Annotated in this window: 14 protein-coding genes; 9 read left to right on the plus strand and 5 right to left on the minus strand. The window is 64.5% G+C overall.

Features of this window, described 5'->3' with window-relative positions:
* The first annotated feature begins 36 nt into the window (after nucleotides 1-36).
* The 3 genes from xth to U0025_RS02485 all read left to right on the plus strand — a co-directional run bounded on the left by xth (nucleotide 37) and on the right by U0025_RS02485 (nucleotide 1,738).
* The gene (gene xth / locus U0025_RS02475) at nucleotides 37-813 is read left to right on the plus strand and encodes an exodeoxyribonuclease III (protein WP_004211011.1); all 777 of its coding nucleotides are present in this window, start codon (nucleotides 37-39) and stop codon (nucleotides 811-813) included.
* A 67-nt stretch (nucleotides 814-880) separates the two neighbouring features.
* Nucleotides 881-1,396, plus strand: a complete 516-nt coding sequence (locus U0025_RS02480) for a DUF2239 family protein (protein ID WP_004211012.1) — start codon at nucleotides 881-883, stop codon at nucleotides 1,394-1,396.
* A 30-nt stretch (nucleotides 1,397-1,426) separates the two neighbouring features.
* Nucleotides 1,427-1,738 (plus strand): YdeI/OmpD-associated family protein, encoded by a 312-nt coding sequence (locus tag U0025_RS02485; protein WP_004211013.1) that lies wholly within the window; start codon nucleotides 1,427-1,429, stop codon nucleotides 1,736-1,738.
* A gap of 571 nt (nucleotides 1,739-2,309) precedes the next feature.
* On the opposite strand, the gene U0025_RS02490 is transcribed toward U0025_RS02485, so the two are convergent.
* Both U0025_RS02490 and U0025_RS02495 read right to left on the minus strand, forming a co-directional pair.
* Nucleotides 2,310-3,206: a bestrophin family protein gene (locus U0025_RS02490; protein WP_004211014.1), complete on the minus strand. Its 897-nt coding sequence runs from the start codon at nucleotides 3,204-3,206 to the stop codon at nucleotides 2,310-2,312.
* A gap of 23 nt (nucleotides 3,207-3,229) precedes the next feature.
* A complete protein-coding gene (locus U0025_RS02495; RefSeq protein WP_004211015.1) occupies nucleotides 3,230-3,484 on the minus strand; it encodes a hypothetical protein in 255 nt (84 codons plus the stop codon).
* 231 nt (nucleotides 3,485-3,715) lie between these two features.
* Here U0025_RS02495 and U0025_RS02500 point away from each other — a divergent pair, with 231 nt between their 5' ends.
* The 3 genes from U0025_RS02500 (at nucleotide 3,716) to U0025_RS02510 (ending at nucleotide 7,990) form a co-directional block, all read left to right on the plus strand.
* Nucleotides 3,716-4,621, plus strand: a complete 906-nt coding sequence (locus tag U0025_RS02500; protein WP_037492074.1) for a LysR family transcriptional regulator — start codon at nucleotides 3,716-3,718, stop codon at nucleotides 4,619-4,621.
* Nucleotides 4,622-4,949: 328 nt separating this feature from the next.
* The gene (locus U0025_RS02505) at nucleotides 4,950-7,178 is read left to right on the plus strand and encodes a TonB-dependent receptor (protein ID WP_004211017.1); all 2,229 of its coding nucleotides are present in this window, start codon (nucleotides 4,950-4,952) and stop codon (nucleotides 7,176-7,178) included.
* On the plus strand, nucleotides 7,175-7,990 hold the full coding sequence (locus U0025_RS02510; RefSeq protein WP_004211018.1) for a sialate O-acetylesterase: 816 nt from the start codon (nucleotides 7,175-7,177) through the stop codon (nucleotides 7,988-7,990). Before U0025_RS02505 ends, U0025_RS02510 begins: the two co-directional genes overlap by 4 nt.
* 15 nt (nucleotides 7,991-8,005) lie before the next feature.
* Here U0025_RS02510 and U0025_RS02515 read toward each other — a convergent pair whose 3' ends face one another.
* Nucleotides 8,006-9,163, minus strand: coding sequence for a hypothetical protein (locus tag U0025_RS02515; protein WP_004211020.1), 1,158 nt, complete (start codon nucleotides 9,161-9,163; stop codon nucleotides 8,006-8,008).
* 199 nt (nucleotides 9,164-9,362) lie between these two features.
* On the opposite strand from U0025_RS02515, the gene U0025_RS02520 reads away from it, so the two are divergent.
* The gene (locus tag U0025_RS02520; RefSeq protein ID WP_004211021.1) at nucleotides 9,363-10,430 is read left to right on the plus strand and encodes a fatty acid desaturase family protein; all 1,068 of its coding nucleotides are present in this window, start codon (nucleotides 9,363-9,365) and stop codon (nucleotides 10,428-10,430) included.
* A gap of 518 nt (nucleotides 10,431-10,948) precedes the next feature.
* On the opposite strand, the gene lptG is transcribed toward U0025_RS02520, so the two are convergent.
* Entirely contained in the window at nucleotides 10,949-12,049 is a 1,101-nt protein-coding gene (gene lptG, locus U0025_RS02525) for an LPS export ABC transporter permease LptG (protein ID WP_004211023.1), read from the minus strand.
* A 4-nt stretch (nucleotides 12,050-12,053) separates the two neighbouring features.
* A complete protein-coding gene (gene lptF / locus U0025_RS02530) occupies nucleotides 12,054-13,265 on the minus strand; it encodes an LPS export ABC transporter permease LptF (protein ID WP_004211025.1) in 1,212 nt (403 codons plus the stop codon).
* Nucleotides 13,266-13,402: 137 nt separating this feature from the next.
* Between lptF and U0025_RS02535 the strand changes: the two genes are divergently transcribed.
* Both U0025_RS02535 and U0025_RS02540 read left to right on the plus strand, forming a co-directional pair.
* On the plus strand, nucleotides 13,403-13,897 hold the full coding sequence (locus U0025_RS02535; RefSeq protein ID WP_010337967.1) for a DUF2141 domain-containing protein: 495 nt from the start codon (nucleotides 13,403-13,405) through the stop codon (nucleotides 13,895-13,897).
* A gap of 7 nt (nucleotides 13,898-13,904) precedes the next feature.
* Complete coding sequence (locus U0025_RS02540) at nucleotides 13,905-14,870, plus strand: acylglycerol kinase family protein (RefSeq protein WP_004211028.1); 966 nt, start codon at nucleotides 13,905-13,907, stop codon at nucleotides 14,868-14,870.
* The last annotated feature ends 5 nt before the right edge of the window (nucleotides 14,871-14,875 follow it).

Genomic DNA, 14,875 nt, shown 5'->3' on the forward strand with positions numbered 1-14,875 from the left:
TAAAGGGAAGTCGACAGCGAAAGAGACAGGTCCATTATGCGTATCGCCACCTTCAACATCAACGGCATCAAGGCGCGGTTGCCGCGCCTGCTGGAATGGCTGGACGAGACCCGGCCCGATATTGCCTGCCTGCAGGAAATCAAGACATCCGACGAGACCTTCCCGGTCAAGGATATCGAGGATGCCGGCTATGGCGTGATCTGGCACGGGCAGAAGGGCTTCAACGGCGTGGCGATCCTGGCGCGCGGCGACCAGCCGGTGGAGGTACGCCGGGGCCTGGAGGGCGAGCCCGAGGACGAGCAGAGCCGCTATCTGGAAGCCGATGTGAAGGGGGTGCGGGTCGCCAGCATCTACCTGCCCAACGGTAATCCGCAGCCGGGGCCGAAATTCGATTACAAGCTGCGCTGGATGAAGCGGCTGCGGGAACGGGCGGCGGAAATCTGGGCGGAGGAAGTGCCCGCCATCCTGGCCGGCGACTATAATGTCATCCCGCGCGACGTGGATATCTATTCGCCCAAGGCGATGGCGGACGATGCGCTGATGCAGCCTGAAAGCCGGGAGGCCTATCGCCGGCTGCTGGGCGACGGCTGGACCGATTCGATCCTGACCCGCCATCCGGCCGGGGGCGTGTGGACCTATTGGGACTATCAGGCCGGGGCCTGGCCGCGCGACGCGGGCTTCCGCATCGACCATCTGCTGCTGAGCCCGGCGGCGGCCGACCGGCTGGTTGATGCCCAGGTCGACAAGGCGTTTCGTGGCCGGGAAAAGGCGAGCGACCATGCGCCGACCTGGGTCGAACTGCGCGATATCTGAATTTAATCCGGATATTATTGACTCTATTATATCCGGGTAATAAATCCCGTGTCGAAGGAGATTCGGCATGGACCGCACATTGACGGCCTTTTCGGGCGACTATTGGATCGCGACCGGCGACGAGGATGAGGTGCGCGCGGCGCTGCGTGCCATGGGGGACGACGCGCAGAATATCCTGCTGTTCGACGATCGCACCGGACGGCAGGTGGATATCGACCTGCAGGTCGATGCGGCGCCGCGGGGGCGGGGGCGACCCAAGATGGGGGTGCAGGCGCGCGAGATCACCCTGCTGCCGCGCCATTGGGACTGGTTGGCGGCGCAGCCGCGCGGCGCCTCCGCCACGTTGCGGCAACTGGTGGAGGACGCAGTGAAGGCGAGCGCGGACAGGCCCTCGCCCCGTGCGGCGATGGACGCGGCCTATCATTTCCTCACCGCGATGGCAGGCGACCGGCCCGGTTATGAAGCGGCGATCCGTGCGCTTTATGCCAGGGACAGGGCGGCGTTCGAGGCGGCGGCGGAAGGCTGGCCCGGCGCGATCCGGGCGCATGGGCTGGCGCTGGCGGAGCCGGCCTTTTCCGCCTAGCCTGCGCATCGCAATGATCGGAGAGGCTGGATGACGGACGATTTCCTTCAAGGCACGGTGCATGAGGCGGCCGATGACATGCAGGCGGCGATCCGGGCTGACGCCGGCATCTTCGCGCTGTGGCAGGGGCTGACGCCGCTTGGCCGCAACGAGTTCATCTGCTGGGTCGAGGATGCCAAGCAGGCCGCGACCCGCGCGCGGCGCATTGCGCGCACTGTCGAGGAATTGCAGGAGGGCAAGAAGCGGCCCTGCTGCTGGGCCGGCTGCATCCACCGCACCGACAAGGCGCCGAGCCGCTGGCAGCAGGCGGTGCTGATCGAGGGGAAGGGGAAGCGGGGCTAGGCTGGCGTGGACCGATTCAACGCTCGCCGAAGGGACGGGATGGGGTGGGAACAAGACATTCCTCCCCGTCACGGGGAGGGGGACCGCTCGCGTAGCGAGTGGTGGAGGGGCACAGGCCGGATAGCGCAGCGCTAAGAGGCACCTGCCCCTCCGTCGGCGCTTCGCGCTGCCACCTCCCCGTGCCGGGGAGGAATGTCCGCTGCTGGTCGTGTCGCGCCGGACAGCTTTTCCGGCCATGAGCGGACAGGCCGCTGCGGGGAGCGCTTTGTGCGATCGGCTCTGTGGACAGCGATCGAGGGTGGGAAGCGGCCATCCCACCTACGTCATGCTGAACTTGTTTCAGCATCTATCAAACCTAACAAGCCATTGGTCTGCTGGGAGGAATGGACCCTGAAACAAGTTCAGGGTGACGATGATGGGATGGGCCGCTGCTGGTCGAAGCCTGTCAATCTCTACGGGCGTCATCCTGACGAAAATCAGTATCCATTCTGCACTAGGCCAGATAGGGCGCGCTGAATGGATCCCGCATCTAATGCGGGATGACGGCCGGTTTGGCGGGCGATCTTTGGCTTTACCAGAGCACGCCGTCGACCGGCTGGACCGGCGGAGGCCCTTCGCGGCCAAGCGTGTCGCACATGTCCGCTTCGATCGTGGTGGTGATGCTGTCGAGCGGCAGGTCGTGGACGTCGTTGCCGAACGGATCGACCAGATCGTCGCCGATCTGCAGCACGGCAAGATACATGAAGCCCGCGACCGCCGATCCGACCGGGGTGGCGATGCCCAATGTCTCGACCAGGCCGATCGGCAGCAGGATGCAGAAGAGCCGGGTGAAGAATTTGGGGAAGCTGCGATATTGGGCGGGCAGCGGCGTGTTCTTGATCCGCTCCATGCCGCCCTGCGCGTTCGACATGTCGACCAGCAGCCGTTCGATCTGGGTCTGCTGGATGCTGTCGATCCAGCCATCCGCGCGCGCCTGTTCGATCCGGCGGCCCGATCCGTCGAGCAGGCCGTTGGCGGGATTACGGCGGCCCAGTTCCGGAATCTCCTCCGGAATCTCCGGGCCGGCGAGCACGCGGCGCACATCGGGCGCCGGATCGATCCGGCGGAGCTGGCAGCGCAGCGCTTGGACATAGGCGATATGGCGTTCGACCAGGGTCTGACGCAGTTCCGCCGTTTCGGCCCGGTCGGGGATGAAGTTCATCACCGCGCGTGCCCAGCTGCGCGAGACATTGACCATCGCACCCCACAGGATGCGGCCTTCCCACCAGCGCTGATAGGCGGAGTTGACGCGGAAGCCGAGTACCAGGGCGAGCGCGGTGCCGAAGATGGTCAGCGGCAGGGCCGGCGCCTTGAAGGGCGAGATGAAGTAGAAGATGGTGACCGCCAGATCCCAGAAGAACAGCGCGATCAGCGTACGCCACGCGGTCTGGAAACTCTGGCGGATACGTGGGGCACGTCCGACGATCATAGGGGGAGCGGTTCTCTACGGGGTCAGGCGATGTCCGTGCCGTCGGCTTCATCCAGTTTCAGCCAGGCATGGCGCAGCGCCATGCCGCCGATGATGCCAACGGCCTTCAGGATCGTCGCATAGATGGTGGGGGTGCTGTCGCTGATCGCCAGCCAGGCGCAGGCGAAGCAGAGCGCCATGGCGGCATAGATGGGCAGCGCCTCGATATCGTTCCAGGCAAGACGCTGATTGGTCTTGGGCGTGGGCGCGGCGCGCGTTGCGGCGAGCGTGCGGATCATGGCGGTCCTTTCCGAAATGGAGCCGACGGGCGGCCTTTGTTCGAAAAATGATGCGACGCACAAGCGACGGTCAACGCGGTCCACGCCATGCAAGCCAGCCTTGCGGTAGCGGTAACGCCAGCAAAATTCCGTCGCATTTCCGTGCCGTTTGGGAGACGTGGCAATGTTTTCACACGGAACTGCAACCTTGCGCCTATTGCAATGCAGCGTAACGCGCATAGCTTTTTGCGCATGGCCGATCGCTATGCTGAAATCCTGTCCTTCGTGAAAATTGCCGAATCGGGCAGCCTGTCCGAAGCGGCAAAACGACTGGACCTGTCGCTTGCCGCGACCAGTCGTCGCCTGTCGCAACTGGAGTCGCGGCTGGGGGTGATGCTGGTGCGCCGCAACAGCCGGCACATGACGCTGACGCAGGAAGGCCAGATCTTCTACGAGAAGGCGGGACAGGCGCTGTCCGACATCGACCAGGCGGAAAATGTCGTGATGCGCAACGCCACCGAGCCGGTCGGCGCATTGCGCGTGGTGACGACGCTGCATTCGGGCCGCAGCCGGCTGGCGCCGCTGTTCCAGCATTATGCGACGCTGCACCCGGAGGTGGCGGTGCATCTGGAGGCGGCGGGGCAGGCAGCCAATATCGTTGAGACCGGCCATGACATCGCCATCTGTTTCGATCCGCCGCCCGACAGCGGCCTGATCATGAAGCGGCTGGCCGACAATCCGCGCATGCTCTGCGCCTCGCCCGAATATCTCAGCCGACGCGGCGTGCCGCGCACGATCGAGGATCTGGCCAGCCATGACCGGATCGTCATTGGCGGCGGGCAGGATATGTGGCGCGCGATCGACATGGACATGGGGCGGGACAACCGGGCGAGCCGGGTGCTGAGCACCAATGATGGGGAAATGGCGCGGATGTGGGCGCTCAATGGCGCCGGTATCGTCATCAAGTCGCTATGGGCGGTGTCGGACGATCTGGAAGAGGGGCGGTTGCAGACGGTGCTTCCCGCCGTCGCGCTGCCGGAATCGCCGATCGTCGCCCTCTATCTGCCGGCGCAGGGGGACAGCGCCAAGGTGCGCAGCTGCCTCGACTTCCTGGCGCGCCACCTGAAGCCGGCCGAGGCAACCCCGGCCGCCGCCTGACCCAATTTTGAAAATGCGCGATCGGCGCGATCGACTGTCTGCGGACCGTCGATCGCGCCGATGCTGATTCACGGCGGCCGCTTCTGCAGGAGCGCATCCATCCGCCATGGCCATCGACCTGTCAGGCCAATTTGTCTGGCAAGTACCGTGTTCACCAATATTGGCTTGACCAATATGTTGCGCTGGCCTGATCCGTCGGTTACAGCCTTTTCGAAATCTGGAGTCGAGTCCCGCAATGTGGGCTTTGTGGTGGAGGCAGTCGGGCAAACCGGCGCATCGGCCGATGGCTCCCGGTGGCAGCTTTGGAACACAGGATCGGGAGAGGATAATGAAGGGGCAGTCGAAAATGGCAGTCGTGATGGCGAGCCTGCTGGTTGGCGTCGCATCGGGGACGCTGGCGGGCGTGGCCCATGCGCAGGCGCAGGATATGTCGGCCGGCGACATCATCGTGACGGCGCAGAAGCGCGAGCAGAATGTGCAGGATGTGCCCTTGTCCGTGCAGGTGCTGGGCGAGGCCCAGTTGCAGGCCAATGCGGTGCAGGATTTCAACGATCTGAGCCGCGTGTCGCCGTCGCTGAGCATCCGGCCGGCGGAAAATCCGGCGAGCGCCAATGTCGCGATCCGCGGCGTCGGCACCCTGGCCTTCAGCCCCGGCGTCGAGCCGAGCGTCGCGGTCATCCTGGACGATGTGGCGCTGGCCTTCCAGTCGCGCGCCTTCACCGATCTTTCCGATATCGAGCGGATCGAGGTGCTGCGCGGGCCGCAGACGACGCTGTATGGCAAGTCGGCCTCGGCGGGCCTCATCAATATCGTGTCCAAGGCACCGACCAAGACGCTGACCGCGTCGGTGCGCGGCATGATCACCACCGATGACGAGCAGCAGATCGGCGCGGTTCTTTCCGGGCCGCTGACCGACACGCTGGGTTTCCGCACCAGCGTCAACTATGATGATTTCAAGGGCAATTCGCGCAACCTGGCCGACGGCAAGACGCTGAATGGACGCCGCTATTTCTCCACCCGCAACAAGCTGCGCTGGAACCCGACGGCCGAGTTGCAGGCCGATCTGGCGATCGATTATGCCGATGGGCGGACGACAGCGACGCGGCCCTTCATCGAACTGGGCGACAATGCGATCCTGCGCGGCAACCCCGCCTTTACCCAGGATGTGTTCGCGCCGGGCATCACGGTCGACAAGGACAATACGGACGTGTCGATCGATTTTCCGACCGGCAACACCTATAATGATTTCGCCCAGTCGCTGCGGCTGAGCTATGATACGGGTGGCCCGACGATCATGTCGATCACCGCGCATGACCGCTACAAGTCGCATGACTGGTTCGACAGTGACGATTCCGCGATCAGCAGCTTCCAGAATTTCCAATATGGCCATTTCGACAGCGAGCAGTTCAGCCAGGAACTGCGGCTGATTTCGCCCGGCAAGGACCGGTTCCGCTATACGCTGGGCGCCTATTACAGCAATGTCGACATTGGCCGCGACTTCTATCGCGGGCCGCTCTTTTCCAACGCCAATTGGGATGCGACCAACGGCAGCGACCTGATCGCGGGCTTTGGCCAGCTGGAATATGATCCGCTGCCCGGCACGACACTGATCGCCGGTGGCCGCTACAGCCGGGAAAAGATCGATTATGTGTTCACCGATCTGGCGGCCAGCCGGGTCTATGCGGGGCGCAGCAGCGACAGTTTCGGCACCTACAAGCTGGGCATCAAGCAGGATGTCGCGCGCGACATGAACCTCTATCTCACCTATGCGACCGGGCATAAGGGGCAGGCCTATGACATCTCGTCGGGCTTCAACCAGGCGCGCGCCGACGCCGGCCCGGTGAACCCGGAAAAATCCGACAGCCTGGAGCTTGGCTTCCGATCGCAGTTGCTGGATCGTAAGGTGACGCTGAACGTCACCGTCTTTAATTCCAACTTCCGCGATTTCCAGACCCAGGCGGTGGAAAATCTGGCCGACGGGACGCAGAATTTCCGTCTGACCAATGTCGGCAAGGTGCGCATCCGGGGGCTGGAAATGGAAACCAGCATCCGCCCGGTGGCCGGGCTGACCATCAATGGGTCGCTGACCTATCTGGACGCCAAGTTCAAGGAGTTTGCCGGCGCGGCCTGTTATGTGAACCAGACCGCGGCGCAGGGATGCGTCGGCACGCCGCCGCGCCAGGATCTGAGCGGCAAGGCGATGCTGATCTCGCCCAAGTGGAAGCTGGCGGGCAATATCGATTATGCCCAGCCGCTGGGACAGGGGCCGCTGGAACTGGTCGCGCAGGGGGCCGTCACCTGGCAGAGCAAGGTCGTGCCGCTGGACCAGAATCCGCGCACCATCCAGCCGGAATATGCGATGGTGAACATCGCGCTGGGGCTGCGCAGCGCCGACAAGTCCTGGCAGGTGATGGGCTTCATCAACAATCTGTTCGACCAGCATTATCGCTACCTGATCAACGATGTGTCGAACCGCTACGGGACGACGGCGATCCAAGGCTATGTGCCGCGCGATTTCCATCGTTATGGCGGCATCCGCCTGAGCTACAGCTATTGAGCTGGCGAGTTGCCGGGCTGGGCCTGGCCGCGCTGATCGGCGCGGCTGGCTCGGCGGGCGGCGCGGCGCCCTTGCCCGACATCTATGTGCTGGCCGGCCAGTCCAACATGTCGGGGCGGGGCGCCTTGGCGGACCTTACCGAGCCGGAAAGGGCGCCGGTGCCGGGCGTGATGATGCTGGGCAATGACGGCATCATCCGGCCGGCGGTGGAACCGATCGACAGTGCGCAGGGACAGCAGGACATGGTGTCAGCGGACCGGCTGGCGGCGGTCGGACCGGGCCTGTTCTTTGCCCGCGCGCTGATCGCGCGGCAGCGGCGGCCGATCCTCCTGATCCCCTGTGCCAAGGGTGGCAGCGCGATCGCGCGCTGGCGACCCGGCGGGGACCGAACAACGCTCTATGGATCCTGTCTGGCGCGGGTGCGATCGGTCCGCGGACGGCTGGCCGGCATCCTCTGGTATCAGGGCGAGAGCGACACGGAAAATGAAACGGCGGCAACGGGTTATGGCGCTGCGCTGGCCGATCTGGTCGGGCATTTCCGGCGGGATCTGGGACGCGCAGAGCTGCCGTTCCTCTTTGCGCAGATCGCCGATCGGCCGGCCGCGCCGGAACATGTCGCGCGCTATCCGGGATGGGCGATGGTGCAGGCGGCGCAGCGCGACATTGCCCTGCGCTGCGCCTATATGGTGCCGACCGGCGGCCTTGCGCGGCAGGCGGACGAACTGCATCTGGTGACCGATGCCCAGCGCCGGCTGGGCATGGCAATGGCGCGGGCGATGATGGCCTTGCAGGCGGATGGATGCGGGCGCTGAGGCGCGCCCGCCGCCTTACAGCGTCTTTTCGTAGACCTGATAGATTTTGTTGACCCTGGATTCGATGGCGTCGGCGATCGCGTTCATGCCCTGATTATCGTCCAGCACCCAGCCGATCTCGCCGCGCGTCGCGCTGTAATGGGCCAGGGCGTTGCGGCGGATATATTCGATCATCATGAAGGCGAGCTGGCTGGCCATGCGGGTGGATTGCAGCCGCTGGACCACGCCCATCAGCGGCACGCGCATGGTGCGGACCTGCGGCTTGCGCAGCCAGCGCAGCAGCTTGATCCAGCCGAACGGGAAGAGCGAACCGTTGAGCGGCTTCAACGCCTCGTTAAGGTCGGGCAGGGTCATCATGAAGGCGACCGGTTCGCCTTCCAGCTCCGCGATCATGATCAGATCCTCGAACACCAGCGGCTTCAATTTCTTGCCGGTGAAGGCGACTTCGGCGTCGGTGATCGGCACGAAGCCCCAATTCTTGCCCCAGGCATCGTTGAGGATGCCCAGGATGATCGCGGCTTCCTGATCGAATTTCGACTTGTCGACCTTACGGATGGTGATGCGCGCACTCTTTTCGCCCGAGGCGACGATGCGCTCGATCAGCGGCGGGAAATTCTTCGTGATGTCCAGCTCATAGGTCTTGAGCTGCTTGACCGGCTGATAGCCGGCGCCTTCGACCATCGGCTGATAGGCGGCGCTGTTATGGCCCATCATCACCGTCGGCGGATGATCATGGCCCTGGATCAGCAGGCCGGGTTCTTCCCAGATCGACAGCGAGATCGGGCCGAGCACGCGGGTCATGCCCTTGGCCTTGAGCCAGCCTTCGGCCGCGGCGATCAGGGCGGCGCCGGTTTCGGCATCTTCCGCCTCGAACAGGCCGAAATTGCCGGTGCCCGGACCCATGCCCTGTTCGACCGGCTGGGCCAGCGCCAGCTTGTCGAAATGCGCGGAAATGCGGCCGACCACCTTGTTTCCGCGCCGGGCGAGGAAATATTGAGCCTCGGCATGGTCGAAGAAGGGATTCTTGCCCGGCGTCAGCAGGCCGTAGACTTCGGACTTGAGCGGCGGCACCCAATTGGGATCATTGGCGTAGAGCCGCCAGGGCAGGTCGACAAAGGCCTTGAGATCGGCCTTGGAGGAAACGGGGGTGATGAGGAGATCGGTTGATGCCACGGCGCAGGCCCTTGAAGAAATGTGTCGAGCAGTTCGGCGCTTGTTTGCGGAATGTCAATCTCGGGCCGGGGCAGGAGCGCTAAGAGTCGGTCTGGAAATGCGCGTCTGGCGCATCTGTACCGGCCCACACCCCCAACCGGGGTGAATATGTCACGTTGCTGCCACGATTGCAGCGCATTTGGAGTGTAGGGAAGGCAGCATGACTGTGCATGATCCCATATTGGCCGCCGCGTCGCGCACGCGGTCGGCTATACCCGACGATACGAAGATGCTGCGCGCTGCCGCGGATCTGACGCGCACCCTGTCGACCGCGAACCCGGCCATCTACTGGCCGGACATGCTGGCGTCGGCGCTGATCGGCTATGGCGCGCTGGCCGGTGCGATTCTGGCCCAGAATGTGGCGATCGCGATCGGCTGTGCCCTGTTGTCGATGATGGCGCTCTATCGCGCGGCCAGCTTCATCCATGAGCTGACCCATATCCGCAAGGGCGCGCTGCCCGGCTTCCGATTCGGCTGGAACCTGCTGGTCGGCATTCCGCTGATGATCCCGTCCTTCCTGTATGAAGGCGTGCATACCCAGCATCATGCCCGCACCCGTTATGGCACGGCGGAAGACCCGGAATATCTGCCGCTGGCGCTGATGAAGCCCTGGTCGCTGCCCCTGTTCATCATCGTCGCCGCGCTGGCGCCGGTCGGCCTGATCCTGCGTTTCGGCGTGCTGACGCCGCTCAGCCTCCTCATCCCGCCGCTGCGGCGCAAGGTGGTGGCGGAGTTTTCGGCGCTGTCGATCAATCCCGCCTATCGCCGCCGTGCGCCCGAGGGTGAGTTTGCCCGCATGTGGCATTGGCAGGAAGCGGGCGCCTGCCTGTTCGCGCTGGCGCTGGTCGGCAGTGTCTTCGCCTTCGGCTGGAAGCCCTTGCTCGTCTATATGGCGATCCATTCGGCGATGACCGTCATCAACCAGCTGCGCACCCTGGTCGCGCATCTGTGGGAGAATGAGGGCGAGGCGATGACCGTGACGGCGCAATATCTGGATTCGGTCAATGTGCCGCCGCCCGGCACGCTGCCCGAACTGTGGGCGCCGGTCGGCCTGCGCTATCATGCGTTGCATCACCTGCTGCCGAGCGTGCCCTATCATAATCTGGCGGCCGCGCATCGGCAGCTGATGGCGACGCTCGACATCGACTCGCCCTATCGCCAGGGTAATTACACCGGCATGTTCCCGCTGGTCGCCAAGATCGCCCGGAGCACGATGCACGCGCGCTGATCGCGGTGGATCGGGACAGGAAAGAAGGCCGGTGAAAACGCCGGCCTTTTTTTGTTGGCGGATGGGGCAGGCGGGTTGCGCGGCGATTGTGGGGCGACGCTTTTGCTGCGATCAGCTGGTCGTGATCCAACCGGCAAAGAGGCGATCGGACCTGGCTTCCAGATCAGGGAATGTCCGAGCAGGTAAGCTGCGCACCGGAGACGGCGGGAAGCGATCAGAAGCGGACGTTTCCTACTCCCCTCCCTTCCAGGGAGGGGCTGGGGGTGGGTGCGCCGCGTAGCGGCGGTCTACGGTCGATAGGGCAGAAGCTCGCTACACTCGCTACCCACCCCAACCCCTCCCTAGAAGGGAGGGGCTATGTCTTGTTCCCACCCCAACTTCTTCGCCCCAGCGAAGCCTGGGGGATCTGGCGGTGGTCGAGGGAGGGCGGGCGTCTCGCTATTCGTTGACGTGGTGTGCGCCTGCCTGAGATGCCAGCCTTCGCTGGGGTGACGAGATTTGCCAGCCCTTAACCACGCCTATTCCTCGGTTCTGAACAGCACCGTCTCGCCGAGCAGCAGGAAGAGGAGGAAGGGCGCCCAGGCCGCGAGGATCGGCGGGTAGGCGCCCAGATTGCCCATGGCGAGCGAGAAATTGTCGGCGACGAAATAGGCGAAGCCCAGCGCCATGCCCATCACCGCGCGCAGGAAGAGCTGGCCCGAGCGGGCGAGGCCGAAGGCGGCGACGGAGCCGAGGATCGGCATCAGCACGGCCGAGAGCGGCCCGGACAGCTTGTGCCACAGGCTGCCTTCCAGTTCCGCGGTCGGTCGCCCGGCATCGTGCAGGTCGCCGATCGCCGCCTGCAACTCGCTGAAGGTCAGGGCGTCGGGATCGACCTTGGCCAGGGTGAACTGGTCGGGACGGATGTCGCTGCCGAAGCGGACGGTGCCGACATTCTGGAGCGTGCCGCGGGCGACGTCGAACTGGCGCGCGCCTTCCAGCACCCAGCTCTTGCTGGCGGCGTCATAATGGCCCTTGGGCGCGGTGATGATGGTGGTGAGGCTGTTGTTGATGCGGTTGAAGATCTCGACCTTGCGCAACTGCACGTCCTGGCCATGGCCCGCGACGATCGCCGCGGTGACGAGATTATTGCCGTCACGCACCCAGGGGTTGGTCTTGATCCCGCTGTCCGCGGGCACCGGGCCGAAGTCGACCGCCTGCCAGGCGCTGAGCATCGCGGTCGAGCGGGCAACGATCCGTTCGTTGAAGGCGTAGCTGAGGACCGAGACGCCGAGCGCGGCGGCGATCAGCGGGGCGAGGATCTGCTGGGCGGAGAGGCCCGCCGCCTTCATCGCGATGATTTCGCTATTCTGGTTGAGCGTCGCCAGCATGATGAGCGTGCCGAGCAGCACCGAGAAGGGCAGGAAGCGGGCGACGATCTGGGGCGCGCGCAGGCCGACATAATGCCAGAGCTGTGCATCGCCATTGCCCGGATAGGCGAGGATGTCGCCCGAATTGCCGAGCAGGTCGAGCATCTGCAGCACGACCACCAGCATCGCCAGCACGGCGAGCGTGCGGGTCAGGAACAGCCGCACCATGTACCAGCTGACCTGGCGCGAGGGGAAGAAATCGAACTGCATGGGGTCAGGCTGCTCCTTGCGCCGGCTCGCCGCGCCGCGTCACGAAGCGGAGCAGGCGGCCGATCTGCTTGCCGAGCTTGGCGAAGGCATATTCCAGCGCCGCGATCGGCTGTCCGCCGGGGCGGTGGGCGATGACATGATACATCCAGAAGATCAGCCCGGACGCCAGCAGGAACGGCCCCCATAGCGCGATGATCGGATCGATCTTGCCCAGCGAGCCGATGCTTTCGCCATATTGGTTGATCTTGTGATAGGTGACGATGAAGACGATCGAAAGGAACACGCCGAGCGCCGAGGTCGAGCGCTTGGGCGGGATCGCGAAGGCGAGCGCGGCCATCGGCAGCAGCATCATCATCACCACTTCGACCATGCGGAAATGGAAGTTGGAGCGGACCTCGTTGCGCAGCTTGGTCGGCGTGGCGGGATCACGCCCCATCGAGAAGAGTTCGGGCAGGGTCTTTTCCCGGTCGACGTCGCGGCCGCGGAAATTCTCGATCTGCGGCAGGTCGATCGGCAGATCGTGGCTGGAGAAGGAGAGGATGCGCGGCGTCTTGTACTTGGGCGCATCGTTCACCAGCACGCCGTCGCGCAGGCGGAAGATGATGGTGTCAGGATCGTCGGTGGCGAGGAAGGCGCCCTGGGCCGCCGTGACCGCGACCGACTGGCCATCCTTGCCGACGGCGCGGACGAAGATGCCGCGCAGGTTGCGTCCTTCGTCCAGGCTGCGTTCGATCCGCAGGGTCATGCGCTTGCCCAGGCTGGTGAACTCGCCGACCTTGATCGACGCGCCCAGCGCGCCCGAGCGCAGTTCGAAGCGCAGCGCCTCATAGGCGTGGCGGGACAAGGGCTGGACCCAGCCGACAATGCCGAGGTTGAGCAGGGCGAGGGCGAAGGCGAACATGTAGGGGACGCGCAGCAGCCGGCCATAGGACAGGCCGACGGCGCGCATGACGTCGAGTTCGGACGAGGTGGCAAGCTTGCGGAAGGCGAGCAGGATGCCGAGCATCAGCCCGATCGGAATGCCGAGCGAGAGATATTCGGGCAGCATGTTGGCGAGCATGCGCCACACGACGCTGACGGGGCCGCCTTCGGCCGCGACAAAATCGAACAGGCTCAACATCTTGTCGAGCACCAGCAGCATCGCGGCGATCACCAGCGTGCCAAGCAATGGCAGCGCGATCAGGCGGGCGAGATATCGGTCGATGGCAGTCAGCATTTCTCTATGTCGTCGTCCCATCACCATGTTTTGGCCGCAAACCCCGCCCATATGCGAGTCAGCTAATAAAAGAGTCGCGGGGCGAACAGGGGCTCGCCGTCCGATCACATTGGGCGGCTATAGCTTCCAGGAGTCTGATGGTCATGTTGAAAGTTGCAATGGGTCTGATGCCGGTGGCGGTTCTGTTGGCCGCAACGCCTGCCTTGGCCCATGGTCAGGAAATCACGAACGACCTGTCCCGTTGCGCCGCGTCGGCCAAGGGGCCGGCGGTGCTGGTCGATGTGCGCGGCTTTGCCGAGGCGACCGGCCGCGTGCGCATGCAGTCCTATCACGCCACCAAGGCGAGCTGGCTGACCAAGGGCGAATGGCTGAACCGGATCGACACCGTGGTCCGCCCGTCCGAAGGCGGCATGCGATTCTGCATGCCGATCCCGGAGCCGGGCAAATATGGCATCGCCGTGCGGCATGACCGCGACGGCAATGGCAAGACCGACATTTCGCGGGATGGCGGCGGCTTTTCGAACAATCCGTCGATCAACATCTTCAATCTGGGCAAGCCGTCGGTCGACAAGGCCGCCTTCTATGCTGGACCGGGCGTGACCCGGATCACCATCAACCTCAAATATATGTAAGGTCGTCATGGTTCGCGTCGCGCTCCTGTCCAATCCCAAGTCCACGGGCAACCGGCAGACCCTGCCGCGCGTGCGCAGCTATTGTGCCAACAACCCGGACATCTTCCATTATGAGGTCGAGCATGTCGACCAGATCGGCCGCGCGCTGCAGACGATTGCGCGGGTCGATCCGGCAGTCATCGTCATCAATGGCGGCGACGGGACGGTGCAGGCGGCGCTGACCGAACTCTATCAGGGCGAGCATTTCTGCGGTCGGGTGCCGCCGATCGCGGTGCTGCCCAATGGCAAGACCAACCTGATCGCGCTGGACCTGGGCATCCATGGCGACCCGATCAAGGCGCTGGAGCGGATCGTCGAGATCGCCAAGTCGGGGCTGGGCGACCATGTCGTGCAGCGCGAACTGATCGCGCTGACCGACGGGCAGACGACCCGTCCGGTGCTGGGCATGTTCCTGGGCGGTGCGGGCCTGGCCGACTATATCCTCTATTGCCGGGACAAGATCTATCCGCTGGGCCTGTCCAACGGATTCAGCCATTTCCTGACTGCGCTCGCCGTGCTGGCGTCGCTGGTTTTCGGCATTCGTGCCCGATTCCTGCCACAATCCAGCCACCCGGTCAGCATCTCGCTGATGCGCGAGGGGCAGTTGGCGGGGCGCTTCTCGGTCCTGATCGTGACCACGCTGGAGCGGCTGCTGCTGGGCGTCGATCCGGGTGACAGCCGCCGTGGCAACATGAAGCTGATGGCGGTCGACCAGAGCGTGTCGGCGCTGCTGCGCCTGGTCTGGGCCAGCGTCTTCCGCCGGATGGGCAAGCAGCAGATGCAGGGCATCCATCTGGAGCAGGGCGACACGATCCGCATCGAGGGTGCGCAGAGCAGCGTGATCCTGGACGGCGAAATCTTCCGCGCGTCGGAAGGCAAGCCGATCCTGCTGCGTTCGACCGAGCCGGTGCCCTTCCTGCGCCTGGCCGCCTGAGATCC

The sequence above is a fragment of the Sphingobium yanoikuyae genome, assembly GCF_034424525.1.
Lineage (GTDB): Bacteria > Pseudomonadota > Alphaproteobacteria > Sphingomonadales > Sphingomonadaceae > Sphingobium > Sphingobium yanoikuyae.

Coding starts and splice junctions, on each gene's coding strand:
- xth (WP_004211011.1), top strand. CDS start 37: ATGCGTATCGCCACCTTCAACATCAACGGCATCAAGGCGCGGTTGCCG.
- U0025_RS02480 (WP_004211012.1), top strand. CDS start 881: ATGGACCGCACATTGACGGCCTTTTCGGGCGACTATTGGATCGCGACC.
- U0025_RS02485 (WP_004211013.1), top strand. CDS start 1,427: ATGACGGACGATTTCCTTCAAGGCACGGTGCATGAGGCGGCCGATGAC.
- U0025_RS02490 (WP_004211014.1), bottom strand. CDS start 3,206: ATGATCGTCGGACGTGCCCCACGTATCCGCCAGAGTTTCCAGACCGCG.
- U0025_RS02495 (WP_004211015.1), bottom strand. CDS start 3,484: ATGATCCGCACGCTCGCCGCAACGCGCGCCGCGCCCACGCCCAAGACC.
- U0025_RS02500 (WP_037492074.1), top strand. CDS start 3,716: ATGGCCGATCGCTATGCTGAAATCCTGTCCTTCGTGAAAATTGCCGAA.
- U0025_RS02505 (WP_004211017.1), top strand. CDS start 4,950: ATGAAGGGGCAGTCGAAAATGGCAGTCGTGATGGCGAGCCTGCTGGTT.
- U0025_RS02520 (WP_004211021.1), top strand. CDS start 9,363: ATGACTGTGCATGATCCCATATTGGCCGCCGCGTCGCGCACGCGGTCG.
- lptG (WP_004211023.1), bottom strand. CDS start 12,049: ATGCAGTTCGATTTCTTCCCCTCGCGCCAGGTCAGCTGGTACATGGTG.
- lptF (WP_004211025.1), bottom strand. CDS start 13,265: ATGCTGACTGCCATCGACCGATATCTCGCCCGCCTGATCGCGCTGCCA.
- U0025_RS02535 (WP_010337967.1), top strand. CDS start 13,403: ATGGTCATGTTGAAAGTTGCAATGGGTCTGATGCCGGTGGCGGTTCTG.
- U0025_RS02540 (WP_004211028.1), top strand. CDS start 13,905: ATGGTTCGCGTCGCGCTCCTGTCCAATCCCAAGTCCACGGGCAACCGG.